A 24834-nucleotide genomic window follows, 5' to 3' on the forward strand; every position below is an offset into this window, starting at 1 on the left:
AAATGAGCGATGCCACCGAACTGAGCAAGCGCGACCCGTCGGCGCTCACGCGCGGCGAAAGCGGGCCCGCCGCGCGGCGGATGACGATTACTCCCGCCGTCGATATCTACGAGGACACCCAGGGCGTCACGTTGTGGGCCGACCTGCCTGGAGTCACCCGCGACAAGCTCGATGTGCGGGTCCATGACAGCAGTCTCGTCATCGAGGCGGAGGCGGTTGTGCCGACACCCGCAAATCTGCGGCTGCAGCATGCCGAGGTCCGTGAGCCGCGCTTTGCGCGCACGTTCACGCTCTCCCCGGACTTCGATACGTCGAAGATTGAGGCAAGTCTGCAGGACGGCGTACTGAAGCTCACGATCCCGCGCCGCGACGAGGCGCGCCCGCGGCGCATCGAAGTGCGTACAGGCTGAAGTCGGCGCGCGGGCAGCCACGGCAGGAAGCGTCCGGGTGGCGGCTGCCTGGCTGCCACCCTCCGACAGCGGAGGCCCGGGTAAGCCAGCCGTTCCCGCAGCGCGACGCGCTGTCTCGCGCCATCAGGCGGCCTGGAAAGGGGACATTCCGCTGCGGAGCAAGGTGGCCGCGGCAACCGCCCGGGACCCAGTCCGAAAACGGCGGCAGCGGAAAAAACGGCGGCGCGGGCGCCATGAGCGGAATACGGTTCTCCTGCCAGATACCAGAGGAGGAAACGATGAACCCCGATCCGAAAAAGTGGAATCCCTTCAAGTTCCTTCGCGGGGCTGGGCGCAAGTCCGATGCGGACGGCCCGGAGAGCCCGCCGCAGAGCGAAAACGAACAATGGCGCGCCTCCCTGCCTGACATTGCGCGACTGTTCTCACGCGAACAATGGCGCGCCGCGGAGGAGTTTTTTCACGACCCGTTTGCAGGCCGTGGCGTGCTCGAACGATGGTTCGGCGACTTCAGTTCGTCGCGCTTCCAGCCGCGCATCGACGTCGTCGATGAGGGGCCGGTGCTGCGCGTAACCGCAGAACTGCCCGGGATGGAGCGCGAAGACGTGAAGGTGAGCGTCGAGGACGGCGCGATCGTGCTACGCGGTGAGAAAAGGCAGGATGTGCGCAGTGAGGAAAACGGCTGCTACCGGCTGGAGCGTGCCCACGGACGCTTCGTGCGCACGATCCCGATGCCTGAATACGCCGATCCCGGTCGCGCGCTGGCAAAGTTCGATAACGGCGTACTCACGTTGACCGTGCCGAAAATGGAGCCAGCGCCGTCCGCGAGTCGCACGATCGATATCGGTTAGGGTGAGCATGCAAAGCGCCATGACGGCGGGCGAAAAATAGTACCGGGCCGTTAGCTCAGCTGGTAGAGCAGCGGACTTTTAATCCGTTGGTCACTGGTTCGAATCCAGTACGGCCCACATGAAACCGGGGGCATCCGACGCCACCCGGCAAACGTGGCTTCGACGCCGTTTGACGGCTGCCATCGGCCAGGCGCAGGCTGCAAAACGACCCCTCTGCAATCGGCACATTAAAAGCGCCTGTCGCGGGGCAAGGACGGCGCCAGTCCAGGCAGGCCATGGACAGCGGTTAGCCAGCGCGCGCGGAAGGATCACGATGGAAACGCATAAGGCTGGGGTCTCCCGATGCATATCGCCCGGCGTGGTCCTTCGGACCGGGTTGAATCTCACACCAGAATTCCTGGTGGCGGGCACCAAGACGCCGGGCCGCCTCATAGCGGTGAAAGTGACTGGCAAGCCAGAACTGGCAGCCATCAAAGAAGACCTTCATTGCCGGCTGCGCCGCGCGCATTGAACCGCTACGGACGGCTGCCATAGCGTCCTGCAGCGCGGCATCGTCGAACTCACAGGCAAGCCCATCATCAACCGAGAGCTGCAGAAACTTGAGATAGTCCAGACCGAGCACGCCAGCAGGTAGTCTGGCCGACGAGCGGGCAGGCAAATGCGGATAGCCGGACATCGATATGTCAGATTATAAGGATGACGATGCAAATGGATAGCGTGGTCGTGCCGTGCTTCCCGACCGGGACTGACCAGCGCGGTTCACTCATCAGCCATGAGATGGCGAATCACGAGTGCCGGGTCAGCGATATCCAGAATGAGCCTGCGAAGTACACGCCGACGCATGTGCTCTTCGTCGAGAATCCACGGCTCGCCCTTCTCGCTGAGATAGCGCGCAAGGGCCGCACGGTGGTCTTCACTGTCGGGCAGATTCAGGCGAACGGCCAGCAGTCCCGCGACGACATCGTCGATTTCAATGGTCAGCGGCTTTGAGTCAATGCAAAGTTCGAGTTTCATGTTTGTTTCCAGTAAAAAGCGGCGCCGCAGGACGGAGACAGCGTGCGGCGCCGAACGGGTTGCACCGGCCGCGACTGTTGGCCGGCGCATGCGGAAACGTTCCCGGATCAGTAGTCAAATTCCGGTGCGGGGGTCTGCGCCGGCTTCCCGTCCTTCGGCGCCTCGGCGACCGTTGCGTCCGTCGTCAGGATCAGCCCGGCAATCGATGCGGCGTTCTGTAGTGCCGTGCGCGCAACCTTGGTGGGGTCAACCACACCCGCCTCGACGAGATCGCCGTACTCGCCGGTGGCGGCGTTGTAGCCGAAGTTGCCCCTGCCTTCGAGTACTTTCGCGATCACCACGGAAGGCTCATCACCCGCGTTGGCGGCAATCACGCGCAGCGGCGCCTCGAGCGCGCGCAGCACGATCTGCACGCCCGCGTCCTGATCACTGTTGGCGCCTTTCAGGCTCGCCACCACCGAACGCGCGCGCAGAAGCGCCACACCCCCACCCGGCACGATGCCTTCCTCGACCGCCGCGCGTGTGGCGTGCAGCGCGTCGTCCACGCGGTCCTTCTTCTCCTTCATCTCCACCTCGGTTGCCGCCCCGACCTTGATGACGGCCACACCACCTGCGAGCTTCGCGACGCGCTCCTGGAGCTTTTCGCGGTCGTAGTCGCTCGTCGCTTCCTCAACCTGCGTGCGGATGGACTTCACGCGCGCCTCGATGCGCGCCTCGTCGCCCGCGCCATCGATGATGATCGTGTCGTCCTTTCGCACCTCGACGCGCTTCGCACGTCCGAGATCCTCCAGCGTTGCCTTCTGCAGCTGCTTGCCGGTTTCTTCCGAGATGACGGTCGCGCCCGTGAGGATGGCGAGGTCCTCAAGCATGGCCTTGCGGCGATCGCCGAAGCCGGGCGCCTTGACGGCCGCCACTTTCAGGATGCCGCGCATCGCGTTGACGACGAGCGTGGCCAGTGCCTCTCCGTCGATATCTTCCGCGACGATCAGCAGCGGCTTGCCGGCCTTGGACGTTGCCTCGAGCACCGGCAGCAGGTCGCGGATGTTCGAGATTTTTTTGTCATGCAGCAGGATCAGCGCATCGTCAAGCCAGGCCGCCTGCCTGTCGGGATCGTTGATGAAGTAGGGGCTCACGTAGCCGCGGTCGAACTGCATGCCCTCGACCACGTCGAGTTCGTTCTCGAGCGACTTGCCGTCTTCGACCGTGATCACGCCTTCCTTGCCCACCTTCTCCATGGCGTCGGCGATGATCCTGCCGATCGCTTCGTCGGAGTTCGCCGAGATCGAACCGACCTGTGCGATCTCCCTGTTCGTGGAAATCGGCTTCGACAGCGTGCGCAGCTCGTCGAGCACGGCGGACACGGCCCTGTCGATGCCGCGCTTCAGATCCATCGGATTCATGCCCGCGGCGACGTGCTTCATGCCTTCCTGCACGATGGCCTGCGCCAGCACGGTGGCCGTGGTGGTGCCGTCCCCGGCCACATCGGCGGTCTTCGAGGCGACCTGCTTGACCACCTGCGCACCCATGTTCTCGAAGCGGTCCTTCAGCTCGATTTCCTTTGCCACCGACACGCCGTCCTTCGTGATGGTCGGCGCGCCGAAGCTGCGCTCGATCAGCACGTTGCGGCCTTTCGGTCCGAGTGTGACCTTCACGGCATCGGCGAGGACGTTCACGCCCTTGACGATACGGGCGCGTGCGCTGTCATGGAATTTGACGTCTTTTGCACTCATGTTGTTGCTCCGGATAAAGTCGTTGACTCAACGCGTCGCGAACGACCGGCCGGGTATCCGCGACCGTAACGGGATGTCAGGCGGCCTTGCGGGCGGCGCCCGCGTCGGCCTCGAGGACGCCCATGACGTCTTCCTCGCGCATGACGAGCAGCTCCTCGCCATCGACCTTGACGGTCTGGCCGGCATATTTGCCAAAGAGCACCTGGTCACCGACTTTCAGCTGGAGCGCGCGCAGCGTTCCATCCTGCAGCAGCCGGCCACTGCCGACTGCGACGACTTCGCCCTGTTCAGGCTTTTCTGCCGCTGAATCGGGAATCACGATGCCCGAGGCCGTCGTCCGCTGCGTTTCGGTTCGCTTGACGATAACCCGGTCGTAGAGGGGACGAATCTGCATTTCCATCTCCTGAGCGATTAAAGGATCACCAATAAGGGAATGCGGCTGGGGGTACCGGGGCGCGTGGGGCGCCTCCGTGCAGCCGAGCCAATGTCTGGCGGAAAGCGAAATAGAGGCGCCCACCGCGCCCTTCAAGGGGCGCGAAAATGGCTCGTTGTAACAAATTGTTTCAGCGCGGCAGGAGGATGCGATGGACAGTGCCGAGGCGATAAACTGTGCGGCCGCGTCGATCCTGGCGGCGGGGCTCAGGCCGCACGGGACAGGGTGGCTGGCGTCCGCCATCGGCGTCAAGGCTGTCGTCGGGTTCGTCGAGCGTGCGCCAAAGGCCGCCCTTGACGGGCCGGAACAGCCAGCGCACGTAGCCCCTGCGCGCGGCGAGTTGCATCAGCTCCCTGCGCTCGGTCTCGTCATCGAGAAGCGGCTGGCCTGGCGCCCCGTCCTCTCCGTAGTCGCCAAACGCCTGACGGCAGGCGAGCGCCTCGGCAGCGCTGGCGCCGATCACGTTGCAGCCGCGCTGCTCCACGCGCTCGACATCCCATGCACCGGATTGCCAGGCCGCGTCCAGCAGCATGGCGTCCACGGTCTCGAAGCGGTGCCACGGTGCATCGAGCTGGACGGTCGATCCCGGAACCGGTCGTGGCGGGATCTCAATGCCGGGCAGGACAAGTGGCGTCGCGCGCCGGAATCCGTGCCAGTGGAGTATTGCGATGAGCGGTGTATTCACCTGCGCCGCCGCCGTGACGGTGACGGCAAAGAGCGGCAGGCGCACGGTGTCTATCTGCTCCTGAAGCCTGTCGAAAAGGTCCATGAAGCCTCCCGGGTTGACATGTTGCAGGGCCTCTTGAAATTTCCGTTCCTTGCGCTATTTTATTCATCGCTCAGGCAGTCGCGATCAAGCGCTGCGTGTTTCGATTTGTTTGTCAGAGGGGTCTCCCACCGGCAGGCGAACTGGGGCGCGTGGTCCGGTTCGTTCTTCGTGAGAGGCCCCGGTTTCAGGGAGCCAGTCATGAGCGATCTTTTCTTCAGCACCGGTCTGCTGGGCGAATTCGACCGCCTGCAACGGCAGATGGCCAGCGTCTTCGCGGGCTTTCCCGCGAGCCTGCGCGCCACGCGCAGCGAAACCTTTCCTCCCGTCAACATCGGCAGCACCGACGACAGCGTCGAGATCGTCGCGTTCGCGCCAGGACTCGATCCGTCCTTAATCGACGTCTCGATCGACAAGGGGTTGCTGACGATCAGCGGCGAGCGCAAGCGGCCCGGACCTGAAGCGGACGATGAGACCCGCGTCTACGCCAGGGAACGCTTCATGGGCGCATTCCGGCGCGTGATCGAGCTGCCGCAGCACGCGGATCCCGACAAGGTCAGTGCGTGCTACGCGAACGGTTGTCTGACGGTGAGCGTCGGACGTTCCGAGGCGTCGAAGCCACGCGCCATCGCCGTCCAGTGAGCCCGGCGCAAATGAAATACGAGACAGCACGGAGTACATCATGAACGACAGCACTGAACGGGCTACCCGTGAGTCGCACACCGACGTGGCTTCGCGCGAGGGTGCGCAACCTGCGAAGCCGCTCATCCGGACCGCACCTGCGGTGGACGTCTTCGAGGACAGCCACGGCATCACGCTTTACGCGGACCTGCCAGGTGTGCCGCGCGAAAAGCTCGACGTGCGGGTGCAGGACGGCAGCCTGAACATCGAGGCAGAGGCGGTTATCCCGACCCCACCCGGGCTGCGCCCGCAGCATGACGAGGTACGCCACCCGCACTTCTGGCGCGCCTTCACGCTCAGCCCCGATTTCGACGTCTCGCGCATCGACGCACAGCTGCGCGATGGCGTGCTCAAGCTCACCATTCCTCGTCGTGAGGGGGCAAAGCCGCGACGCATTGAGGTGCGCGTTGGTCAGACGTATGCACAGGGGTAAGTCCGGTCATGCGGAGTGGTCCGCACGGTCCGCTCCGTGTGACCCGCCATGCGGAGGAAGGTATGGACAACGTACGCAGCCAAAGCTGGAAGGGCTTCATGATCGAGACCAGCGCGTTTCCTGTTCGGCACTGCGCGCTGCCTCCTGCTTGCCGGGATACGTACGTGGCCGTCGTGCGCATCCGGCGCGCAGAGCAGACGGTTGCGGACTGGCACCTGCCGCGCTACGCCCAGCACTGTGCAAGCGTGGACGAGGCGCACCGGGAGACGGTCGAGTACGCGATACGTGCCATCAACGCGGGCTGTCTCAGCGAAACGGGTTCGCCGGCGCGCTTCCTCGCGTGACAGCGCCGCTTTGCATGGTAGTGCGGCCCCTTGTCTGGCTTGCACGATGTGTCGTTTTTCTGCAGGGGGCCTCTGGATTCGGGACCCTGTTTTACGGGAGAAGAAGATGCTCAGCCCACACGAATTTGCGACCCTGATGCTGGTGCGTCAGGCGCCGGACCAGCTCGACATGAACCGCGCCGAACTCGACGCGCTGCTCGAGCGCCAGCTGGTCATGCTGGAACATTGCGCCGGGGGCGCACGCCGCGCCTACCTGACCGGGAAGGGCAGAACGTTCCTCGACGCGCTCCACCCGGGCGACGCACCACGTCGAAGGCGGAACACCACCGGCAACGACGGCGGGACAAGGCCGGAAACGCCCTCCGTGCCGGGTGGCCACACGACGGATATTGTGGTGCCGGGACGCGCAGGCTGAATGGCTGTGTGAGCGCACCGCCAGGCTTGCCTTCCTCGCCATGAGGCGCGGTCGCGAGGTTGCCGGGGGCCTCCCGGGCCACCTCGGCGCGACACGAGTCGTCGTGGTCGCGCCCGGTCGCACCGACGGTAACCCACGGGTGCGGTGCGATGTGGAAGGCCATGTGCTGCATGAACTGATAGCGAAACTTCGTCGCCGCGGGCGGTCTGGGTGCGGCGCCCTGTTTGGAGGTGTGAGATGAACACGGACTCAGTCATCGAGTATCACGGCTGCGAGCTCCGGCCGGTGGTCACCGCCACCGGGAGCGGCCGTTACACGGCCGCAGCCATTGTCACCGACCGGGCGGGCGAAACGCGCACGCTCGGCGTGGAAGGGGAGTTCGCCAGCCCCCAGGAGGCACGCGATGAAGCGCTGGAGCTTGCTGTCGCATGGATCCAGCAACGCTCAGTCGTTTCGGACCGGTATGTTCGACGAACCTAGCTCCCAGTCCGCGATCGCCGAACGGACGCGAGGTGAACACCTGCGATTTGATGGTCGATCCGATTCCGGTTCGCTGTGCCTCCGAAAATTTGGGCTCAAGCCACTTCGAGGAAAAGAGAATGACAGACATCGCAGTCATCAATCCCGACAAGGACGCGCTTTATGAACGCATCCGGCTCCTGCTCTTCAGCGCTGATCTGCCGGTGCAGCGTCTGAAAGCCGACATCGACGATATCGGACGTTTCACCGCGCCGGATGTGCGCTCACCGCACCTGCGCCTGGTCGAGGCCATGCCGAGCCTCACGCCCGCTGCCGAAGCGATCGTGCGCGCCATGATCCGCGCATACGGCATGGATCTGTTCGGGCGCGGCAGCGCGAATTCTGGACTGCGTGCCTTGATAAAGGCTGGACCAGTCAAGTTTGGACAAACGGCCTTGATGCTGGGGCCTGACGCGCCCGTGCCGGAGCGTGCCCGTCCTCTCGTCGAGGAGTTCAACCGGATTTTCGAGCGCTATCCGGAGAGCGGTTTCGCCCAGGCGCGATGCCTTCTCTCGGGGATTGGCCTGCCGGTCGGTCGCGACGTGCCTCGCCAGCCCACCCGCTCACTCCAACGCGACTAGCAGATTTGTCATGCCGGCAAACATCCCGCGTCGGGAATGTCGCCTGACGTCGTAGCGGTCAGTTTTCGCGAGCCAGGCTCGGTCGCATCGAGCGAACCCGCTCCACATAAAATGCTGCTGGAGCGGCATTGTGCCGCCGCGCATCCGCGAGGCTACTGAGGAAAGCGTTATGCGCAGCTTAAGCACTTTCCTTGTCTGCCCCCTTTGGCGCGGCGCGGATTTCCTCCCCTGCAAGCTAGCGGAACAGATGTCAGAGAAACGGCACACTTGGCTTCAAATGATGATGGACCGATAACTATTATTATCGGTCCAGCGTCAAATCTCGACTAAACTGGCGGTCATGAGAACGCGTGAGACTGAACCCGTCCGGTTCCCCGACGACGCCGAACTCGCTGCACTGCGCGCGTGGTATGCCGGACTCGACGCCCGCTCGGCTGTCGCCCGATATCTGGGCGAGCGCAAGACGCCAGGGATGTCTGCCCGCGGCATGCTCGGACGCATCCGGCGCGCACTGGTAGTATTCGCGACGAGTCGTCACCGGGCCGACCTGGCAGAAACATTCGACGAGCGATCGGCAGCGTCGGCAGATACCGTTGCGCACACGATCGAGACATTGCGCAACTTGCCGGCACCGGAACCGCACATCGCCGACGACATCGACCAGTGGTTGCCACCTCGGGTGGTTGCCGCTTTGCAGGCGCACGGGATCCGGACGCTCGCAGACCTGACTGTACGGATTCCGCGCCGGCGGTGCTGGTGGACAGCGATCGCCGGACTCGGCACGGCAGGGGCACGCCATGTCGAAGCATTTTTTGCGGTCCATCCGGCTCTGACTGAACGTGCCCATGCGCTGGTTGCGGCAGCACCTTCCGGACCGGTCGTGCCATGGGAACAGCTGCGTCTGCCGCACGAGGTCGACGGCTCGCAAGGACAGTTTCGCGCACCACGGCACGTCTGTTTGCTCAAGGCGTCGAACGACTACGAAGCTGTCCAGTCCTGGCTGTCCCTGCACGAGTCGACCGCGACCCGGCGCGCCTACCGGAAAGAGGCGGAACGCCTGATCCTGTGGGCAATCGTCGAGCGGGGCTGCGCGTTGTCGTCGCTGACCACGGACGACGCGATCGCCTACCGGGCGTTCCTGCGACGGCCGACGCCACGCGAACGCTGGATCGGGCCGTCGCGGTCGCGACAAAGCGTGGAATGGCGACCGTTCAGCGGACCACTATCGACGCGCTCCGCCGCGTACGCACTCACCGTACTTGCGGCCCTGTTCCGCTGGCTGGTCGAGCAGCGCTACGTCCTCGCGAACCCGTTCGCGGGCGTCAAGGTGCGAGGAAGCACGAAGGCGGGCCTCGATGTCACCCGCGGTTTTACCGAAGGCGAATGGCTGTTGCTCCGCGCGATCGCCGACGGTCTTGAATGGTCTTACGGCTGGAATGAGGCGGCCGCCCAGCGTCTTCGCTTCCTGCTGGATTTCGGGTATGCGACCGGCCTGCGAGCCAGTGAACTGATAGGCGCCACTCTCGGCGACATCCGCATCGATGAACACGGTAATCATTGGCTGCACCTTGTCGGCAAGGGTGGCAAGACAGGCAAGGTTGCGCTCCCGACGCTGGCGCGTATGGCACTCGACCAGTACCTGGTGCAACGCCGGTTGCCGGTCACGCGCGAACGATGGGATCCCGCAACGGTGATCGTGGCCAGCCTCGCAGAAGATGGCACCGGGATCGAAACCACGCGACTCGGTCGCGTGCTGCGCCGTTTCTTCGCAGTGGTCGCTAACACGATCAAGGATGAGCGGCCTGCGATGGCGGAGAAGCTCCGGCGCGCGAGCCCCCATTGGCTGCGACACACGCACGCTTCACTCGCGCTCGCCCGCGGCACCGAACTGATCATGGTGCGCGACAATCTGAGGCATTCGTCGATCTCAACGACGTCAATTTATCTGCACGGCGACGAGGTCAAACGGGCAAGGCAGTTCGATCAGGCGTTTGGTGTGCCAGAGCGCTAGCTCCCCGCGGTTACATGGCCATCAATCCGGACCACGAAAAGGCTTCATCTTTACTTCGCGAATCTCGCAACCGATTGATTTTTAACGAAAGCAATTCTTCGGAATCGCGCAAATTCACCCGAACTCGGCAAAGGTCCAACTTTACTTCGCAAAACGGAACATCTTTACTTCGGCGGACGGGTAGGGATGCAGGTTGTCCATCAGCGTGGACTTGCCCGCTCCGTTCGGCCCGGTCAGGGCGATGAGCCCCGGCGGCAGCGATTCCAGATCCAGCGTGATGGCGTCACGTTTCATGCCGTCGCGCACGCCGATGAAACCCTCCAGTGTGAGGATCAGTGGCCGCATGACATGCCCTCCGCGAATGGCGTCTCGTGGAGATAGTCGGACGGCAACCACGGGGCATCATCGTCGTCGGGAAACGACACGCTGAGCACGGGATCTATCGCGGGCGCCGCAGGTGCGACCGGCTTCGCGCCGAGTGTTCCGGCCACGGCAAGCGCGAGATCATCGCCCGCGCGACTGAACCAGTTTCCAGCGGCCTTCAGGAGTGACTCCCAGCCGTCGCAGCCGGTCAGGGCGTGCAGTTCGCGTGCTGACCACTGGTTGGCGTACCCGCTGCTCTGCGACCAGAGCAAGTTGGTCAACTCGACGTCGGGGGCGACGACAAGTTCGGCGTGACTGGCTTCGAGGTCGTCGGTCATGACGACAAAGCCGTTGCGCTGGGCAATGACGGCCCCGCGCTGCGCGCCAAAGGGTTGATGGAAAAGCCCGGCAACGAATCCGGCATGCTTCACGAGAAGCTGCTGGATTTCACGGGCCGGTACGGTTGCGGTGAAATGCCGGACCCAGGCGGGACCGGAGGGATAAAGACCAAACATGGGCGTGGCTCCAGAAATTGAACAGAGCACGCCCCCAGCGGGGATCGCGCCCCGTCAGGGTTGAACAAAAAATGGATGCGGGCGGAACCGCGATCGATGCGTCGTTGACGCGGGTGAACCTTGTTGCGGCAGGGCGCGCGTTGGAACGCCCTCCCGCAACACGGCAGTGTGCGCGTGCGAGCGGGCCATACTGGCCCCGCTCGCACCCTGGCGGCTCACGCCGCTGCAAACAGATCGCCATCGAGCCAGTCGCCGGTGCCCGGACTGGCTTCGCAACGAACAGGCGATGACGGCATAGGCGGCGGACCCTGGATGTCAGGTGCACAGCCGTCGATGAGCGATAACGACGGCAAGGCTGGCGCACTGTCGAGGCGGTTGAAGATAGCGTCCGCGATGGCTTCCGCCTCCCCGGTGTCGAGCATCTGCAAACGCTCAACGACCGTAGCCGCGTCGACGCCCGCCAGCTCGCACCACCGCGCGAGCTTGGCGTCGACGGAAGTCTCCAGGCTGATGCCCTGCGCCCGGCTGCGCACGACCGGCAGGATGCGTGGCTCAAGCTTGAGGCCCGGGGCGTTCGCAAACAGCGCCTTGATCGCGGCACGGTCAACGGACTGACGATGCTCCTCGTCGATCTGCCAGCGCACACGCACGAATGTGTCGCCGCACTCCCCGGCAACCCGCGCGAGCCGCTCCATGTCCGGCACGCCGTCAAAATCGACGCAGACCGTCCGGCGCGACGGCGTGGGCACGAGTTGCATGGCCGCGGTATAGGTATCCACCTCCCATAAGAGGTAACCCTTGTCGCCCTCCTCGCCGTAGTGAAAGCGGCCGATCGAACCGGCGTAGCCGACACGATGGCCTCCGCGCTCCCAAGACTGCGACTTGTGAATATGGCCCAGCATGAAAGCGGAGCACTGCGCATCGAAGAGCGCAGACAGCGAGAACTCGTGATCGAATCCTGCCATCGTGACCCCGTGCTCGGTCTCGCAGCCATTGACCGTCCCGTGCGAGATGCCCGCCGTCGGGACGCCCGCATCGCGCAGCTTCGCGTTGACCTGGCCGGCCGCCGCGAGATAGGTCCCGAGTACGTCGCCGAGACCCGTCGCCGCAGCGAGCGCACCAACGCTGGCAGCAAACTGCCCCTTGTTGATCGTCGGCACGCAGGTGAACACGACCTCGGGTCGCATTGCGATGATGCCCGGGAGCTCCTCCTCGCTGAACACGGCGCCCGCGGAAGGCACGAATGTCCCGCCGACGAACGCCACCTGCTGGATGCGGCTCGCGACGAAAACGCTGTGCTGCGAACCCATGAGCGCGAAGATATCCAGTGTGCCGGGCGGCTCGTGCGAGAACGTACCTTGCAGCATGACGACCGGCATGGCCGCCGAGAGACGATGGATCTGGCGCGCAAGCGCGCCGAGCGCCGGAGAATGCGCGTCGAGCCGGTGATCCGTCGAGTCGCCGGAGACGACTGCCACGTGCGCCGCGCGAGCGATCGCATCATCCACCGCGAAGCCAAAGCAGCGATCGGCCTCGTCGAGCCTGTCGGGCGAGTAATGCAGGTCAGAAAAATGGGCGATCTTCAAGATGCACCTCCGCACACGAAAAATGGCCGCCCGAGGGCAGCCTTGATGGGTTGGAATACCGCGCGAGCGGGGTCAGAAAAGTGACTAAAGGTTGAACGGCCAATCCTGAAGGGGCGACCGCGTTTCAGCCAAACATGGCTTGCTGAACGGCGCTTTCGATCTCGCGATCAAGCGTTGCGGGATCATCGAGCGCGGCTTCAAGGCGAGTGTTCATGGCGTCGAGCTGCTCAGGCTTTTGCGTCCAGCCCCGGCCACACTGCGCGTGGGCGAAGGTGCGGAAATCCTGCTGGCGCGCCTGCGTGCTCAATCCCAGACGCTTGAGCAGATCCGACATCCGGTCGCGCTTGTCATCGAGCGACTCGACCTCGTGCAATTCACAGCTGGCTCCAACACCCTGCGTGAGCGGGTCGGCTGTGTTTGGACTGGCAGCTGCCTCAGCTGCGGACACCGGAAGCACATGGACGTTTCCGCCTTCGAGCAACTGCGCGGCTTCGGATGCCGCCTCAAGCGCCGGCACATGCTCGTCGGCGCCATCGAGCAGCGCGCTCATGTCGATCTCCGCGTCGAGCACGGTGAGCATCTGCGGCTGGCGCACGGCTTCGCCCTCCTCGTTGATGCGCGTGATGTCGAACTCCCGCTTCGAGAGCCAGAAGCGGGTGCCGGTCAGGCGGCCGCGCGCAAACAGCACGGTCTGCATGGCCGAATACGCTTTCTGGAGCACGTAGATCGAGTTGGTGGGCAACTCGATCAAGCCCAGGCCCTTGATCTCAGGGATCGCGAAGATGAAGCGTGCCGAGAGGTTGCACTGCCGCGACTGATACTGCGGGCAGCCCTGCGGGTTGCAGACACCGTCGGGAATCGACTCGTCGTTGCGGAGGATCGTCGGTCGTGGACCAAAGTTGCGCGTGGCGCGCTGCGCACGGGTGTCGCGTTCGGGCTTCGCGTGCATTTTGCAGAAGCGTGTGCCGTCCGCACCGTACTCGGAGAAGAAGCGCCGCCCGCTCGTCGTCCAGGCAGCCATCTCGTTGGGCAGGTTGCCCATCCAGTCGTTGAATGCGAACGTGGCCGGAAACCGGTAGAGCTTCACCCCGTCGCCGCGATCTTCGCCATAACGACGGAGGATCTCATCGGCCACATCGGGATTGGTGAAATCCGAGCGGCGGCACGTGAAATACGGCACATTGCGCGGCGCGAGCGCATTCTTCAACCCGAGGCGGCGCTGGATTTCGTCGCCAATGTGCTCGAACGACTCGCCGGCGGCGAGCAGCTGGTCGTACAGCCTCACGACCTGGTCGTTTTTCCGCGCGGCGGAGGTCAGTACCTTGATGCCGGGTCGAATCCGGCCGATGGTGGGCGGCCGAAGCGCGCGTTCCTCGACGATGCTGCGAACCGGCGTGGCCGGCAGGCTGATGACAGCGTTCATGACAGTTTCCTTGAAAGAATGAAGATCGCCGAGGTGCGCATCTCGCTGGCCGACTGCGCCAGGTTCGATGCGGCTGCCTCTCCGCGACGGGTGGCAATATGGGACAGGACAACGCGGCGCTCGCTGTCGGCGAGCATCGCAATCCGGGCGACCTCACAACGCGCGCGCCATGCGCCGGTCGTGGTGTCAGTGGTCGCGCGCTCGCTGTCGATCGTCTGGCTGATCGTGTCGGCGATACGCACGTCAATGCGGTTGGGAAGCATGGAACCTCCGGGGCAGGGAATGGAAAAGCACGGACGAAAAAAAACGCGCTCCCCGGCAAGAGGAACGCGTTCTTGATTCAGTGTGAGATAACCCACACGCCACGTCCCTTCCGGGGACGTGGCGTGCAGGGAGCCGCAAGGCTCATAGCAGGGAACGGAAAGTCGTTCCCGGCGCGACATGATCACGTCACGCAGACAGCCCTTTTCCGAAAACATGAGTTTTCGCCGCAGGATCACGGGTCAGTCCACTTCGATCGTTCTATCCGGACGGGGCCTGGAGAGAGAACACCCGAAAGCCCGGGCTCGAACGATGTCGCGGCGCAAATGAATGCGGCCGGCGACGAGTATTACGACTGACGGGAGGGGAGCAGGTGGCGAGCCGCTCAGCACGAGAGATATTCCACACCAGTTGCCGGCTGGTCGGAGCATGCCCTGAAGGCACGGCTTGGGACAGAAGATGGACTCCGGGCTACGGAGTCGAGGTCGATGCGTCAGGTGACGCGAGCAATGAAGCCAGTATTACCTGGCTGGACTGGCGTGGCCGACCTGAATGGTGGCCAATTTCGCGCAGCTTTTGAACGTATTGTGCAGACGAATCGCACAGACAATGGAAAGCGAGAGAGACCACATCCGAAAACCATCATGGCCGCCGTACTCGACGACGCGCCGCGCCCGGACCAGACCACCGGCGACGCGACGCCGGACGCGACGCCTGTCGCGCCCACCAACCTTACCCCCGTGCCCTCCGGGCCGGGGCTCAAGCCCATCGAGCGTCTGACCAGCGACACCCGGTACGCGAAGATCATTCCCGAATCGGACCAGCTGACCGTGCTGAAGTACAGCTCGAGTTTCGCGCGCAACTACATCCGCTCGGACTACAACTTCTGCGCGAGCAAGATTGCCGTCGCCCGCGGCGGCAAGCTGCGGGCACTGGACATCGCCATGCGCGAAACCAGCGAATGGTTCACGAAGGCCATTGCCTGGGTGGAGCAACTCGGCGCACGCAACCTGCCCTTCCCGAGTGAGCAGATTGAGCTCGAGATAAAGCGGCCGCTTGCAGGGCAACTGGTTCGATGCCTGACGCAGTACGACCGGCTGTTCGTGCGTGCACGCTCTGCCGTCGCGTCGCGGATGCTTTCAGAGGAGCGCTACGCCGGCATGCTGGCGAACGCCGAGAAGAAGCTCACGCACATCCGGCAGTTGTGCATCCCTGACAACGACCAGTACGACTTCGACGGCACCCGCCGCGAAGGCTGATCCCGTTCCGGCATTGCTGTGCGTCCTGTCGCCAGCTTGACTTTCGCGCTGGCCGGATACGCTCGACCGTACCTGTGAGGAGAACAACCCAATGGAAATCGATCTTCGAGAGATACAGGCGCTCCATGCGCGCTATGCGGCCGAACCGGTCGTCATCGATCTGGAGGCGCAGGTGCGGGCATTGCCCGCGCCGGTGATGCTGATAGAACACGCGTCCCCTGCGTATTGGCCCTCGCTGCGCGGCTTCTGGGATGCGCGCGGGCGCATCGGTCGCGGCGCGCTCATGGCCGTTGGCGGCACGGTCCTGTGCGCGGCGATGGGCATGGGCGTCGCGCGTGGCTGGGAGCGGCTCCATAGCGGGCCCGGGCGCGCAGCTTCGGCAGTCGCTGCCCCGACTCCTGCGGCCACGGCTTCCCTAGCCTCCACGACGCCGGTGCAAGGGGCAGACAGATCCGCGAGCGCAGCCCAACCTCCTTCAACTGCATCACGGGTCGCGGGCATGGCGAGCCTGGACATCGCCATACTGACGCGGGAGCCGTCGGCACGATCAGGGCAGCCGCAGGTCGCGCCGACACCTCCGCTCTCACCGGCGGCCGCCGACGCACAACGCGCACTGGCGTCACCCATCCGGCAACGTGCCGCCGCGTCGCTGCCCTCTTCCGCCGTACAGGTTGCGATGCCGGGTCCGGAGGCAACTGCTGTTGCCACGGTTCAGATTGCGGCTAGTTCCTCCGCCGAGCACACGCTTATTGACGCGCGGGCTGAAGCTCAGCACAAGGCTCATGTCGCGGCCGGGCGATCGGAGGCTGAGATTCATCGCGCCGCGCCGCGCCATCTGGCCGCACAACACAAGACGGCTTCCGCATCCGACACCGCAAAACCCGCTGCCGCCCCGGCGCAACGCGCGGGCGACGTCCAACTCTTCTGAGGAGCCGAATCATGAAAGGTCAACCTACCCGCAATGTGACACTGCTGTCCCCGGGCGCGGCAATCGAAGGCAACATCATTCTCGACCACGGCGTCAGCCTCTTCGGGATCGTCGGCGGCAACATGATCGCGCAGACGGGCCTGCTGCACGTTGGCCCAGGCGGCCTGGTACAGGGCCACGTCGATGGCGACCACGTCCGCATCGACGGCACCGTTGAAGGCGACGTCTACGCTCGCGCGTCGCTGGAGATCAACGGACGGGTCAAGGGGAACATCCGCTATTGCGGGACGATCCGTCTGGGCCCCTCCGCATCGCTGGAAGGGCAACTGAAGCGCGTGGCGCGTGAGCTCACGATCGAGACTGAATCATCCGCAATGCCTGAGGCCTCCAACGTGCAACAGATCAGCCGGGCCGCCGGAGGATAACGGCTGGTGCGTCTGGTCAGGTCAGACTGCCACGGTTCACACCTAACGGAAAACGGAAAGTTGGCGGCGGCGTGTTTGCCTTGGGCCGTCTCAAGACCGCGGTCATGTCCAACGATTCGCCGATCAACCTGGGGCCCGCGGCGGCAGCACTTCGTCGGTGATCCTTGCCCTGCCTTGGGTCCGAATGGTAGTTCAGTGGAGGCTGTTCACATCGCATAGACCACCGTCTGGTGGCCCAGGTCAAAGCGGCGTGAGACTCAGTTCGGCCAAGAAGCGCCACTCGTCTCTACCGCCGTTTGGACATTCGTGCGACCGCTGATGATTTGCGTAGCGTCATTGGCCATTGCGGCTATCCGATGCCGGAGAAGTGCGTGAGATTGAAGGTCGACGCTGGCGATTGAGACTTCTCGCAACGCGAGGTGGCTTAGGTCATCGAGCGTGCGGCCGCGACCAACGGCTAGACGAGACGTCATGACCCGTTTGGGTTCGGCGGCTCGGTACAGGCGATTGCGCTCGTTCGGCCACAGCAACACGCAGAGCATGTCACGCTCAGTACTGCCGGACGGCCTGGGACTTTGCTTTCAGGCCACTCATGATTAGCGATATGACCATCTCGAGCCCCGCCATTTGAACAGCCGGAGAACCGCCACGCGCCACCATATCCGGATGATGAAACCGAGTCGTGGCATCGAGAATCGTCCGCGCCATTGCATCAGGGTTGCCGACACCAGGGAGCGTTTTGTCTTTCATCCCATCGGCGAGAATCGCTGCCAACTGACCGCCCAGAAGCGCTGCGTGATCCTCAAGGATTTCCGGCGATTCCTGCACGACCTTTACGGCAGCGGCAAGCAGTTCCGCATCTTCGGTCACTTTGCGTTGCTTGATGACAGCAAGCGTTCTAAGCCATTCGACCAGACGCTCATCCGCTGGAGCATGCTTCGAGGCAACCGTATTGGTTTCGTCGGAGACACGATCGAGCCAACGATGAATGACGGCAGTACGCAGCGCTGCCTTACTCGGAACATGTCGATAGACGTTGCCATGGCTCATGTTCATGGCACGGGCTATATCGATAACATTCAGCTTTTCGAGTCCGTGGCGTCGCAGAAGTGATTCGGCGGTATCGAGGATACGCGCGCGCATCTCGTCTGCATCAGGGCCACCTGGGCTCATACCCGCTCCTCCAAAAAAACGATGGCCGCAAAGCGTACCATCAATGGCGCACCATGAACCGGTCACCTTGGACCGCGTCGGCCGGTACGGCTGCTTCAATAGCTGCCAACGAGTCCTCCGACAGATGCATCGGGGACGCGAGTGCCTCGGCAAGCCGCTGCTCAGTCCGCGCCCCAATCAGCGGAATGATGTCCTTTCCCTGGCTCAGCACCCAACTTATCGCCGCCTGGGCAGCAGTGATGCCTTCGCTTCGAGCAACCTTGGCCAGGGCCTCAACAAGACGCTGGTTATTGGTCAGATTGTCGCCTTGAAAACGAGCGTACAGGGTGCTTCGAAAATCGCCGTCCCCGCTTCCTTTACTGCCAGTCAGAAGTCCTCGGCCCAGCACACCGTAGGCCGTGATGCCTATTCCAAGTTCGCGACACACGGGCAACACCGAGTCCTCCATGTCGCGTGACATGAGCCCGTATTCAAACTGGACCGCGGTAATCGGATGCACTGCGTGAGCCCGTCGAATCGTGTCGGCATCGGTGTTGGTGAGCCCGACGTAGCGAACATAACCTTGGCGGACAAGCTCGCCCAGGGCACCCACGGTGTCTTCGATTGGCACTGCGGTGTCGAGCCCCGTCATGTAGAGGTCGACGTGGTCCGTCGCCAGACGCTTCAGCGAGTAGGACAGCGAGTTCCTGGCCGCCGCAGGACGTGCGTCCATGCCAATGAATGCGCCGTCTGGCCCCCGCATTGCGCCGAACTTAACCTGAATGAATGCGTTGTCCCGCTTGCCTCGCAACGCTTCCGACAGGAGCAACTCGTTGGTACCCATCCCGTAGAAGTCACCGGTGTCGAACAGGTTGACGCCGGCTTCCAGAGCGGCCGCAATCGTCCTCAACGAAGCATTGCGGTCGGTATGTCCGTAGAACTCGGACATACCCATGCACCCCAAACCTATCGCCGACACAGCAGGCCCGCTACAGCCAAGTACACGCGCGGGAAACCCCATGACCATCCTCCGTCCTTTCAATAGGAGGATTGAGCTTAGTACGAAAAGTAACAAATTGCAAATGACATATTTCGTTATTTGTCATTCTTCGTCTTAGACAGCGGGGAATGACCATTGCCGGCCAGGAACGGTCGCTCAACGCTACGTTCAAGATCGCGGGCCAAGCAGGATTTCACCGCCTCGACGAATGCGAACGTTGGTTCGAGCACCATCAACTGACCACGGTTGCTCGATGATTCCTATGCCGTGTGCCCCAGCTCGACGCGCGGGTCAGGCGAGGAGCAGAGCCCGGCCGGAGGGAACCTGAATAGCCTTGTCAGGCCAGCGATTGCAGGAGTCTGAAACCTTCCGCCCAATCGCCCATATTGCTATCTGAATTGAGATGTCCTTGCGCTCCAACTTCGACAAGCCGGCCGCCCCACACATTGGCGCAGCGACGCGCGTGGTCCACGCTGCCATAGGGATCGTTGGAACTGGAGACAACGACAGTTGGAAAAGAGAGCTTTACTGACGGCACAGGAGCAAAGCCGGTAGCGGCCGCCGCGGGAAATGCAGCCGCGAAGGGGTCCGGCACGGCAACGAGTAGCGCGCCACGGATCCGGGGCGAATGACGGGCGGCCCAATGCGCGACCGCTAGGCAACCCAGGCTGTGCGCCACGATGAGGGTGTTGTCGCCGATTTCCGCTACCTGTCGTTCGAGTGCGGATACCCAATCGCCGCATGCAACCTGCTCCCAGTCTTCGACAACGAATCGCCGCCAGTCCGGATGCGCCGCCTCCCATACGCTTTGCCAGTGCAATGGACCGGAATTGCCGATACCGGGAACAACAAAAACGGGGTAGTCCATCGGGTCGCTCTCCATCGTTGAATGAGCATCCAGTGTAGAAGCACGCAAATTCTGGCAACATCCCAGATCAAATGAAATAATGGCCGCAACCCGTCAAATTGACGGCAATTGGCGGATCGCGCAAATGAAACCTAAGCAGATAACGTTGGACCGGCTAGACTGGCGAATATTGGAGGCTCTTCAGAGCAATGCGCGCATCAGCAACACCGAACTGGGCAAGCAGATCGGACTTTCGCAGCCAGCCGTCACTACCCGTATCAAACGACTTGAGGAACAAGGCGTCATCGAAGGTTACGCGGCGCGGATCAATCCCGGCCTTGTGGGCCGTGGCATTGCCGCCCTCGTTCGGATCCGGACTACACACGCGCAGATCAAGCATTGCCTGAGTGCCTTCGAAGCCATGCCTGAAATCGTCGAGTCGCATCGGATAACGGGCGAAGATTGCTTCATGGTGCGGATTGTGGTCGAAGACATGACGCAACTGGAGGCGGCGATCGACTCTTTGGCGAAATTCGGGCCGGTGACCACCGCTGTCGTGCTGGCGACCTACCCGCCGAAGACGATTCGCGGATCATCGCTTTGACCGGCCGCTACCTGGAAATGTAATTGTCGGCTTGGGGTCGGCAGCTGCCGATTCCACCGAAACACCGCGAAACGTGATCCTGGGCCGCAAGCGATCGTAAGCGGCGGCCTTCAGGCCTCGGGCACCTGCGCCTCGCGGATGAAACGCGTTGGCGGGTTCTTGCGGATCGAGGCGATCGTGAGCGTCTCGCGCGCCCGCGTCATGGCGACGTAGAAGAGACGCCGCTCCTCGGACTCCGGACTTTTCTGGTCGGGCACAACGTTCTCCTCCGAGCGCGTGATCCAAACATGGTCCCATTCGAGCCCTTTCGAGCTATGCATCGTGGTGAGCACCAGCGCATCGGCCGAAGGTTCGTTGTTGGCGCGCTTCAGGAATTCAATGCGCTCGCTGAACGTGCCACTCAGTCGCGCAATCACGTCATACGTCGCGACAATCGCGCGCTCGGCCGCTTCCTTGCGCACGTAAAGCATCATCCACTCGCGCACCCCTTCGAGCGCCAGCGAATAGAACTGCCGCTCGGCAAGCGACTGCCATTCGGCGAGGCGCTTCATGAATCCGCGATACGCCGTCGCTGTCTCGTCGGTCAGACCAAGCGCGACCAGATCTTTCTTCTGCTTCGGCACGAGCGTGGCGCCCATCGCGTTGTGCAGCGCCGTGAGGTCGCGCGTGCTCATGCCTGCGTAACCCAGCACCGCGTCGAGACCGGTGAGCTTCACACGCTGCACGATCTGAAGCAGGTTGCACATGAGCGCACCCTCCGGCTGGTCCAGCACCGAGCGGCCCGAGGCGCGGTAGTACTTCACGCCATGTGAGCGGCACACTGACTCGATCGGGTCCAGCACCCGGTTCGTGCGCGCGAGGATCGCGCACGACTGCCTTGCAGCGAGGCGCGCCTGGAACGCCTCCACTGCCGCCGTGGCGTCTTCGTACTCGTCGTTAAAGCGCCGCGCGAGAGCGGTCCCGCCCGCGCCCTTCTCAGCATGCAGCATCTTCTCGATGCGGTCGCTGTTGTGCCGGATCAGCCGGTCGGCAGCCGACAGGATCTCAGAGCGGCACCGGTAGTTGCTGCCCAGCACGACACGCTGCGCCTCGAATTTGGTGGCGAATCCTTCCATGCCCCGAAAGCCCATCGCCGCGCGAAACCCGTAAATGCTCTGGTCATCGTCACCCACGACCGTCACGCACGCCCCCGCATCCGCATGGAGTTCCACCCAGCGATACTGGAGTGGATCGGTATCCTGAAACTCGTCAACGAGCAGATGCGTGAACGCGTAGGGTTCGATGTCGCCCGATTCCATGCCCGCGATGGACAGGCGCAGCATGTCCTGGAAGTCGATCTTGCCGTTGCGCGCGAGCGCGTCCTCATAGGCGGCGTAAAGTACCGCTTCGGGCGAGCCTTCGATCGCGTGCGTGATGCCCGTCTTCAACTGTTCGATGAGGGGCACCACCTCCTCAACTTTCCAGTTCAGACCCGTCTCGGCCAGCACGCGCATCAGCAACCCCGTGCGGTCGCCATCCGAGGCAATATCGCGGCGATTGCCCGGCCTCTGGATCTGCCGGAAACCCAGAGAATGGAACGTGCCCGCAACCAGCCGAGCTTTCGCGCCCGGGCCGGCGAGCTCCAGGATGCGATCGCGAAGCTCGAGCGCCGCATCCTTGCTGAACGTCACCGCGCCGACGAGCGCGCCCGGCTCGCCGAGCAGCGCCGCCGCCTTCGAAGCAATCGTCTTGGTCTTGCCCGCGCCCGGACACGCGACGGCAAGGCAGTGCCGACGCGAGCGCGCGACCTCGAGCTGCTGCGGATTCAGGCCTTCGAGCATGGGCTCCCCCTTATAGACCGCGCACAGCTGTCATCAGGCGCAGGTGGGTCATGTAGCCCCGCACGCCCACCGGGTGGAACTTGCGCAGGAAGCGCGAGGTTTCCTCGTCGACGTCGGCCTGGTCGCGCACGCCGTTCCACACGAGGAAATCGAAGTGGTCCATCACGCGGTCGAAGCGGATGATGAGTGAGAGCAAACGCATCGAAAAGCGCGAATACGCCTCGACCTGAAGATCGAGGGACGGCTTCGTCACGGTAGGCTGGAACACGATATCGCCGCGCTCGCGCATCTCGCGCTCGGTGCGCTCGCGAAATCCTTGAGCAACGTTGAACTGCTCGTCGACGTAGGCTTCGAGCGAGTCGAGCTGCTTGTCGAACCATGCGGTCACGGCGCCCTTGTCCTGCTCACCGAAGGTCGCACGGCCGAAGCGCTGCATGTTGATGCTCATGCGGTTCAGGTACGGCCACCACTGCTCGAAGAGCGGGCGCAGGCGGGTATGGTTCAGGCGCACGGCCGCCGGCACGATGGCCGCGCCCGACAACTGCCGGTCAAGGAGCTGACGCCCTATGTCGCGGCGGCGACGCACGATGGCGGCGCGCTCCTCAGGCGGCAGGTCGCGAAACAGGCGGCGCGTGCGCGCAACCTGTTCACGCTTTTCGGCCGCTTCGCTTTCGCTGATCATGCCCTCGCGGTGCAGCGTCGCGGCCGCGCTTTCCATCTCCTGGAGTTCGACCTCCAGGTCCGCATCGTCCGCTCCGTCGGTGATGCGCGCGGCTGCGGGCGCCTGCGGGCCGTCAGCCACCACGGGAACCAGGGCGTGCGCGTGGGTTTCGTGGGCGCTATCCGTACTGCCGGTTGCTGCCGCGTCGATCGAGGTCACATCGTCGTTGATGGTGCTCATGAGTTTGATCCCTGTTGAAAGTTGCACGCGCACCAGCGCGCGGCATCTGGTTATTGTTGCGAGCCGCGCGCGGCGCGGGCGGCCAAAACGCGACGAATTGCAGGGGCTTTTACTAAAGTGGCGTGCCTCACGCGCGAAGTGGATGTCGGTTGCCGCGGACATCCGCGCCGGTTCGCACGGAAAGCTCACAAATTTGTGCAGCTTTCCGCACGGGCATGCCGGTCTGAGGTTAGCTGGACGAATTCGCAACCCACAGCAGCAGCGGCAGGATCACCGCGACGGCGGTCCAGCACTGCGCGACGAGCGGCACGGGAAGCATCAGCACGGAGAATGCCGCGCCAAGCACCATGAGTACGCCATGCATCGCGAGGTGAAACGAGAGCGGACTCGCGTAGCCCGCGGCGGCCGCGCGCATCTTGCGCCGCATCGTGCCATCCACGCAGGCGGCCACACACAGCACGATGGTGCCGGCCAGCCAAGTCTTCATGACCACGGCGCGGTACATCGCGCGGTAGACCAGCATCCAGAACTGGTGCGCCCAGTTGTGCGCGAACGTCTCGCTGCCCTCCGCGTCGAGATCGCTGTTGCCGCGATCCTTCAGCGTCGCCTGCACGGCGCCCGATTCGACGAAGAGGCGGCGGAAGAGCGCATTGGCGCGGTCGGTGGCCTCTCCCGCCTTCGCCGCCCCCAACGCATCCACCGTCGCCTGCGATTCCGCGTCGCTGATTGAAAAAAGCGCCCGGTCGGGAACGAACGGAAGCACGAAGCTGCTCACGACCGGAAGGATCACGAACCACCATTTCACGTGCCTGACAAAGCGGCTGCTAGCCATTCAAGGACGCTCCCAAACGGACGAGAAGGTAGACAGGGAACGCGACCAGACCGATGAGACCCACCCAGAACTTCAGCGGATTGCGCACGATCACGACGGCAAGTCCATACGCGCGGGCGGCGCGCCCACGGGCGAATTCGCTCGGCGCGGGCGCCGCCAGATCGTCCTGGGCTTCGACGGTCGAGACCACGCGCGCCGCATCGCTCGGGTCAAGCCCCGTGAGCTTCGCTATCAGCGTAACTGTGAGCGACATCGTAGTCCTCGAAGTAAAGGCGGAATCCCTCGCCCGTGAGCGCGCGCGCGGCGAGCTGGAATGCCGCGCTCTTCTGCGTGATGCGTTCCGGGCAGGCCTCGTCGATCATGCAGGTCGCGTCCTCGGGGAACCGCGATTCGAACGTCGTCACCGGCTCGAACATGGGTGACCAGACGTGTTCGCGCTCGCCCACGCGCACAACGTAGCGGCGCGCGTAGAGCAGATGGGAGCGCTGGAAAAGTCCCTGCATAAACGCCACGTGGGGCTCGCCCGTCTTGCGCACGCGCTTGAACGCGGCCAGGCCGTCTTCGAGCATCTCCCGCATGAGCGGCCCGCGCTCACCCGAGAAGCGCTCGCCGATGAAATCGGCCAGGCGGGAGCACGCCAGTTCGAGCTCAGGGGCGATCGTGAATACCGGCACGAGGCGCGACGAAAGCTTGTGGTCGCGGATGATTTTCTTGAACACGGTTGAAGTCATGC

General features: G+C 63.7%; 30 protein-coding genes, 1 tRNA gene and 1 pseudogene. 14 read left to right on the forward strand and 18 right to left on the reverse strand.

Annotation, left to right across the window (positions count from 1 at the left end; translation table 11 throughout):
• Positions 1-2: 2 nt before the first annotated feature.
• The 3 genes from C7402_RS08320 (at position 3) to C7402_RS08330 (ending at position 1375) form a co-directional block, all read left to right on the forward strand.
• Positions 3-410, forward strand: coding sequence for an Hsp20/alpha crystallin family protein (locus C7402_RS08320; RefSeq protein WP_116610226.1), 408 nt, complete (start codon positions 3-5; stop codon positions 408-410).
• A gap of 278 nt (positions 411-688) precedes the next feature.
• Complete coding sequence (locus C7402_RS08325) at positions 689-1258, forward strand: Hsp20/alpha crystallin family protein (RefSeq protein ID WP_116610227.1); 570 nt, start codon at positions 689-691, stop codon at positions 1256-1258.
• A gap of 44 nt (positions 1259-1302) precedes the next feature.
• A tRNA-Lys gene (locus C7402_RS08330) sits at positions 1303-1375 on the forward strand.
• Between the two features lie 169 nt (positions 1376-1544).
• On the opposite strand, the gene C7402_RS08335 is transcribed toward C7402_RS08330, so the two are convergent.
• The 5 genes from C7402_RS08335 to C7402_RS08355 form a co-directional block, all read right to left on the reverse strand.
• On the reverse strand, positions 1545-1934 hold the full coding sequence (locus tag C7402_RS08335; protein ID WP_116610228.1) for a hypothetical protein: 390 nt from the start codon (positions 1932-1934) through the stop codon (positions 1545-1547).
• Positions 1935-2017: 83 nt separating this feature from the next.
• Positions 2018-2272: a hypothetical protein gene (locus tag C7402_RS08340; RefSeq protein ID WP_116610229.1), complete on the reverse strand. Its 255-nt coding sequence runs from the start codon at positions 2270-2272 to the stop codon at positions 2018-2020.
• Between the two features lie 107 nt (positions 2273-2379).
• Positions 2380-4002, reverse strand: a complete 1623-nt coding sequence (gene groL / locus C7402_RS08345; RefSeq protein ID WP_116610230.1) for a chaperonin GroEL — start codon at positions 4000-4002, stop codon at positions 2380-2382.
• Between the two features lie 76 nt (positions 4003-4078).
• Positions 4079-4396, reverse strand: a complete 318-nt coding sequence (locus C7402_RS08350) for a co-chaperone GroES (protein WP_116610443.1) — start codon at positions 4394-4396, stop codon at positions 4079-4081.
• Positions 4397-4565: 169 nt separating this feature from the next.
• Positions 4566-5204: a diguanylate cyclase gene (locus C7402_RS08355; RefSeq protein ID WP_116610231.1), complete on the reverse strand. Its 639-nt coding sequence runs from the start codon at positions 5202-5204 to the stop codon at positions 4566-4568.
• Between the two features lie 198 nt (positions 5205-5402).
• Here C7402_RS08355 and C7402_RS08360 point away from each other — a divergent pair, with 198 nt between their 5' ends.
• From C7402_RS08360 to C7402_RS08390, 7 genes are all read left to right on the forward strand, one after another.
• Complete coding sequence (locus C7402_RS08360) at positions 5403-5843, forward strand: Hsp20/alpha crystallin family protein (protein ID WP_116610232.1); 441 nt, start codon at positions 5403-5405, stop codon at positions 5841-5843.
• Between the two features lie 40 nt (positions 5844-5883).
• Positions 5884-6315 (forward strand): Hsp20/alpha crystallin family protein, encoded by a 432-nt coding sequence (locus C7402_RS08365; RefSeq protein WP_116610233.1) that lies wholly within the window; start codon positions 5884-5886, stop codon positions 6313-6315.
• A 62-nt stretch (positions 6316-6377) separates the two neighbouring features.
• Entirely contained in the window at positions 6378-6659 is a 282-nt protein-coding gene (locus C7402_RS08370) for a hypothetical protein (RefSeq protein ID WP_116610234.1), read from the forward strand.
• A 106-nt stretch (positions 6660-6765) separates the two neighbouring features.
• Complete coding sequence (locus C7402_RS08375) at positions 6766-7074, forward strand: hypothetical protein (protein WP_244314781.1); 309 nt, start codon at positions 6766-6768, stop codon at positions 7072-7074.
• 237 nt (positions 7075-7311) lie between these two features.
• Entirely contained in the window at positions 7312-7554 is a 243-nt protein-coding gene (locus tag C7402_RS08380; RefSeq protein ID WP_116610235.1) for a hypothetical protein, read from the forward strand.
• A 119-nt stretch (positions 7555-7673) separates the two neighbouring features.
• Positions 7674-8174, forward strand: a complete 501-nt coding sequence (locus C7402_RS08385; protein WP_116610236.1) for a hypothetical protein — start codon at positions 7674-7676, stop codon at positions 8172-8174.
• Positions 8175-8514: 340 nt separating this feature from the next.
• Positions 8515-10185 (forward strand): site-specific integrase, encoded by a 1671-nt coding sequence (locus C7402_RS08390; RefSeq protein WP_116610237.1) that lies wholly within the window; start codon positions 8515-8517, stop codon positions 10183-10185.
• A 177-nt stretch (positions 10186-10362) separates the two neighbouring features.
• Here C7402_RS08390 and C7402_RS08395 read toward each other — a convergent pair.
• The 5 genes and pseudogenes from C7402_RS08395 to C7402_RS08415 form a co-directional block, all read right to left on the reverse strand.
• Positions 10363-10530 (reverse strand): annotated as a pseudogene (locus C7402_RS08395) (AAA family ATPase); the annotation flags it as partial.
• Positions 10518-11063, reverse strand: a complete 546-nt coding sequence (locus tag C7402_RS08400) for a hypothetical protein (RefSeq protein WP_116610239.1) — start codon at positions 11061-11063, stop codon at positions 10518-10520. The gene C7402_RS08400 and the pseudogene C7402_RS08395, both read right to left, overlap by 13 nt.
• Positions 11064-11278: 215 nt before the next feature.
• On the reverse strand, positions 11279-12649 hold the full coding sequence (locus C7402_RS08405) for a metallophosphoesterase family protein (protein WP_116610240.1): 1371 nt from the start codon (positions 12647-12649) through the stop codon (positions 11279-11281).
• Between the two features lie 124 nt (positions 12650-12773).
• Positions 12774-14072: a recombination directionality factor gene (locus tag C7402_RS08410; RefSeq protein WP_116610241.1), complete on the reverse strand. Its 1299-nt coding sequence runs from the start codon at positions 14070-14072 to the stop codon at positions 12774-12776.
• On the reverse strand, positions 14069-14335 hold the full coding sequence (locus tag C7402_RS08415; RefSeq protein ID WP_116610242.1) for a DUF7696 family protein: 267 nt from the start codon (positions 14333-14335) through the stop codon (positions 14069-14071). Before C7402_RS08415 ends, C7402_RS08410 begins: the two co-directional genes overlap by 4 nt.
• 642 nt (positions 14336-14977) lie before the next feature.
• On the opposite strand from C7402_RS08415, the gene C7402_RS08420 reads away from it, so the two are divergent.
• The 3 genes from C7402_RS08420 to C7402_RS08430 all read left to right on the forward strand — a co-directional run bounded on the left by C7402_RS08420 (position 14978) and on the right by C7402_RS08430 (position 16945).
• Entirely contained in the window at positions 14978-15592 is a 615-nt protein-coding gene (locus C7402_RS08420; RefSeq protein ID WP_116610243.1) for an AcaB family transcriptional regulator, read from the forward strand.
• Between the two features lie 91 nt (positions 15593-15683).
• Complete coding sequence (locus C7402_RS08425) at positions 15684-16520, forward strand: hypothetical protein (protein ID WP_116610244.1); 837 nt, start codon at positions 15684-15686, stop codon at positions 16518-16520.
• Positions 16521-16531: 11 nt separating this feature from the next.
• Positions 16532-16945, forward strand: a complete 414-nt coding sequence (locus tag C7402_RS08430) for a bactofilin family protein (protein ID WP_116610245.1) — start codon at positions 16532-16534, stop codon at positions 16943-16945.
• Between the two features lie 549 nt (positions 16946-17494).
• On the opposite strand, the gene C7402_RS08435 is transcribed toward C7402_RS08430, so the two are convergent.
• From C7402_RS08435 to C7402_RS08445, 3 genes are all read right to left on the reverse strand, one after another.
• On the reverse strand, positions 17495-18118 hold the full coding sequence (locus C7402_RS08435; RefSeq protein WP_116610246.1) for a TetR/AcrR family transcriptional regulator: 624 nt from the start codon (positions 18116-18118) through the stop codon (positions 17495-17497).
• A gap of 40 nt (positions 18119-18158) precedes the next feature.
• Positions 18159-19124 carry an aldo/keto reductase gene (locus C7402_RS08440; protein ID WP_116610247.1) on the reverse strand — a complete coding sequence of 322 codons (966 nt, stop codon included), beginning with the start codon at positions 19122-19124 and terminating at the stop codon, positions 18159-18161.
• A 310-nt stretch (positions 19125-19434) separates the two neighbouring features.
• Entirely contained in the window at positions 19435-19965 is a 531-nt protein-coding gene (locus C7402_RS08445) for an RBBP9/YdeN family alpha/beta hydrolase (RefSeq protein ID WP_116610444.1), read from the reverse strand.
• A 124-nt stretch (positions 19966-20089) separates the two neighbouring features.
• Here C7402_RS08445 and C7402_RS08450 point away from each other — a divergent pair, with 124 nt between their 5' ends.
• The gene (locus C7402_RS08450) at positions 20090-20548 is read left to right on the forward strand and encodes an Lrp/AsnC family transcriptional regulator (RefSeq protein WP_116610445.1); all 459 of its coding nucleotides are present in this window, start codon (positions 20090-20092) and stop codon (positions 20546-20548) included.
• Positions 20549-20658: 110 nt separating this feature from the next.
• Here C7402_RS08450 and C7402_RS08455 read toward each other — a convergent pair whose 3' ends face one another.
• The 5 genes from C7402_RS08455 to C7402_RS08475 form a co-directional block, all read right to left on the reverse strand.
• The gene (locus tag C7402_RS08455; protein ID WP_116610248.1) at positions 20659-22368 is read right to left on the reverse strand and encodes an ATP-dependent helicase; all 1710 of its coding nucleotides are present in this window, start codon (positions 22366-22368) and stop codon (positions 20659-20661) included.
• Between the two features lie 10 nt (positions 22369-22378).
• On the reverse strand, positions 22379-23269 hold the full coding sequence (locus tag C7402_RS08460) for an ATPase (protein ID WP_116610249.1): 891 nt from the start codon (positions 23267-23269) through the stop codon (positions 22379-22381).
• 229 nt (positions 23270-23498) lie between these two features.
• Positions 23499-24101, reverse strand: a complete 603-nt coding sequence (locus C7402_RS08465; RefSeq protein WP_116610250.1) for an IncC plasmid conjugative DNA transfer DtrJ family protein — start codon at positions 24099-24101, stop codon at positions 23499-23501.
• Positions 24094-24354: a hypothetical protein gene (locus C7402_RS08470; RefSeq protein WP_116610251.1), complete on the reverse strand. Its 261-nt coding sequence runs from the start codon at positions 24352-24354 to the stop codon at positions 24094-24096. Before C7402_RS08470 ends, C7402_RS08465 begins: the two co-directional genes overlap by 8 nt.
• The gene (locus C7402_RS08475; protein WP_116610252.1) at positions 24311-24832 is read right to left on the reverse strand and encodes a hypothetical protein; all 522 of its coding nucleotides are present in this window, start codon (positions 24830-24832) and stop codon (positions 24311-24313) included. The genes C7402_RS08470 and C7402_RS08475 overlap by 44 nt, the downstream gene beginning before the upstream one ends.
• Positions 24833-24834 lie beyond the last annotated feature (2 nt).

It is taken from the genome of Paraburkholderia unamae, from assembly GCF_003096875.1.
Taxonomy (GTDB): Bacteria; Pseudomonadota; Gammaproteobacteria; order Burkholderiales; family Burkholderiaceae; genus Paraburkholderia; species Paraburkholderia unamae.

Bases quoted from the DNA above. Each gene is read 5' to 3' on its own strand.
- C7402_RS08355 (WP_116610231.1), bottom strand. From the start codon at position 5,204: ATGGACCTTTTCGACAGGCTTCAGGAGCAGATAGACACCGTGCGCCTG.
- C7402_RS08435 (WP_116610246.1), bottom strand. From the start codon at position 18,118: ATGAGCCCAGGTGGCCCTGATGCAGACGAGATGCGCGCGCGTATCCTC.
- C7402_RS08440 (WP_116610247.1), bottom strand. From the start codon at position 19,124: ATGGTCATGGGGTTTCCCGCGCGTGTACTTGGCTGTAGCGGGCCTGCT.
- C7402_RS08420 (WP_116610243.1), top strand. From the start codon at position 14,978: ATGGCCGCCGTACTCGACGACGCGCCGCGCCCGGACCAGACCACCGGC.
- C7402_RS08455 (WP_116610248.1), bottom strand. From the start codon at position 22,368: ATGCTCGAAGGCCTGAATCCGCAGCAGCTCGAGGTCGCGCGCTCGCGT.
- C7402_RS08425 (WP_116610244.1), top strand. From the start codon at position 15,684: ATGGAAATCGATCTTCGAGAGATACAGGCGCTCCATGCGCGCTATGCG.
- C7402_RS08320 (WP_116610226.1), top strand. From the start codon at position 3: ATGAGCGATGCCACCGAACTGAGCAAGCGCGACCCGTCGGCGCTCACG.
- C7402_RS08475 (WP_116610252.1), bottom strand. From the start codon at position 24,832: ATGACTTCAACCGTGTTCAAGAAAATCATCCGCGACCACAAGCTTTCG.
- C7402_RS08445 (WP_116610444.1), bottom strand. From the start codon at position 19,965: ATGGACTACCCCGTTTTTGTTGTTCCCGGTATCGGCAATTCCGGTCCA.
- C7402_RS08375 (WP_244314781.1), top strand. From the start codon at position 6,766: ATGCTCAGCCCACACGAATTTGCGACCCTGATGCTGGTGCGTCAGGCG.
- C7402_RS08365 (WP_116610233.1), top strand. From the start codon at position 5,884: ATGAACGACAGCACTGAACGGGCTACCCGTGAGTCGCACACCGACGTG.
- C7402_RS08360 (WP_116610232.1), top strand. From the start codon at position 5,403: ATGAGCGATCTTTTCTTCAGCACCGGTCTGCTGGGCGAATTCGACCGC.
- C7402_RS08430 (WP_116610245.1), top strand. From the start codon at position 16,532: ATGAAAGGTCAACCTACCCGCAATGTGACACTGCTGTCCCCGGGCGCG.
- groL (WP_116610230.1), bottom strand. From the start codon at position 4,002: ATGAGTGCAAAAGACGTCAAATTCCATGACAGCGCACGCGCCCGTATC.
- C7402_RS08325 (WP_116610227.1), top strand. From the start codon at position 689: ATGAACCCCGATCCGAAAAAGTGGAATCCCTTCAAGTTCCTTCGCGGG.
- C7402_RS08380 (WP_116610235.1), top strand. From the start codon at position 7,312: ATGAACACGGACTCAGTCATCGAGTATCACGGCTGCGAGCTCCGGCCG.
- C7402_RS08415 (WP_116610242.1), bottom strand. From the start codon at position 14,335: ATGCTTCCCAACCGCATTGACGTGCGTATCGCCGACACGATCAGCCAG.
- C7402_RS08465 (WP_116610250.1), bottom strand. From the start codon at position 24,101: ATGGCTAGCAGCCGCTTTGTCAGGCACGTGAAATGGTGGTTCGTGATC.
- C7402_RS08335 (WP_116610228.1), bottom strand. From the start codon at position 1,934: ATGTCCGGCTATCCGCATTTGCCTGCCCGCTCGTCGGCCAGACTACCT.
- C7402_RS08400 (WP_116610239.1), bottom strand. From the start codon at position 11,063: ATGTTTGGTCTTTATCCCTCCGGTCCCGCCTGGGTCCGGCATTTCACC.
- C7402_RS08450 (WP_116610445.1), top strand. From the start codon at position 20,090: ATGAAACCTAAGCAGATAACGTTGGACCGGCTAGACTGGCGAATATTG.
- C7402_RS08390 (WP_116610237.1), top strand. From the start codon at position 8,515: ATGAGAACGCGTGAGACTGAACCCGTCCGGTTCCCCGACGACGCCGAA.
- C7402_RS08350 (WP_116610443.1), bottom strand. From the start codon at position 4,396: ATGCAGATTCGTCCCCTCTACGACCGGGTTATCGTCAAGCGAACCGAA.
- C7402_RS08385 (WP_116610236.1), top strand. From the start codon at position 7,674: ATGACAGACATCGCAGTCATCAATCCCGACAAGGACGCGCTTTATGAA.
- C7402_RS08410 (WP_116610241.1), bottom strand. From the start codon at position 14,072: ATGAACGCTGTCATCAGCCTGCCGGCCACGCCGGTTCGCAGCATCGTC.
- C7402_RS08340 (WP_116610229.1), bottom strand. From the start codon at position 2,272: ATGAAACTCGAACTTTGCATTGACTCAAAGCCGCTGACCATTGAAATC.
- C7402_RS08370 (WP_116610234.1), top strand. From the start codon at position 6,378: ATGGACAACGTACGCAGCCAAAGCTGGAAGGGCTTCATGATCGAGACC.
- C7402_RS08470 (WP_116610251.1), bottom strand. From the start codon at position 24,354: ATGTCGCTCACAGTTACGCTGATAGCGAAGCTCACGGGGCTTGACCCG.
- C7402_RS08460 (WP_116610249.1), bottom strand. From the start codon at position 23,269: ATGAGCACCATCAACGACGATGTGACCTCGATCGACGCGGCAGCAACC.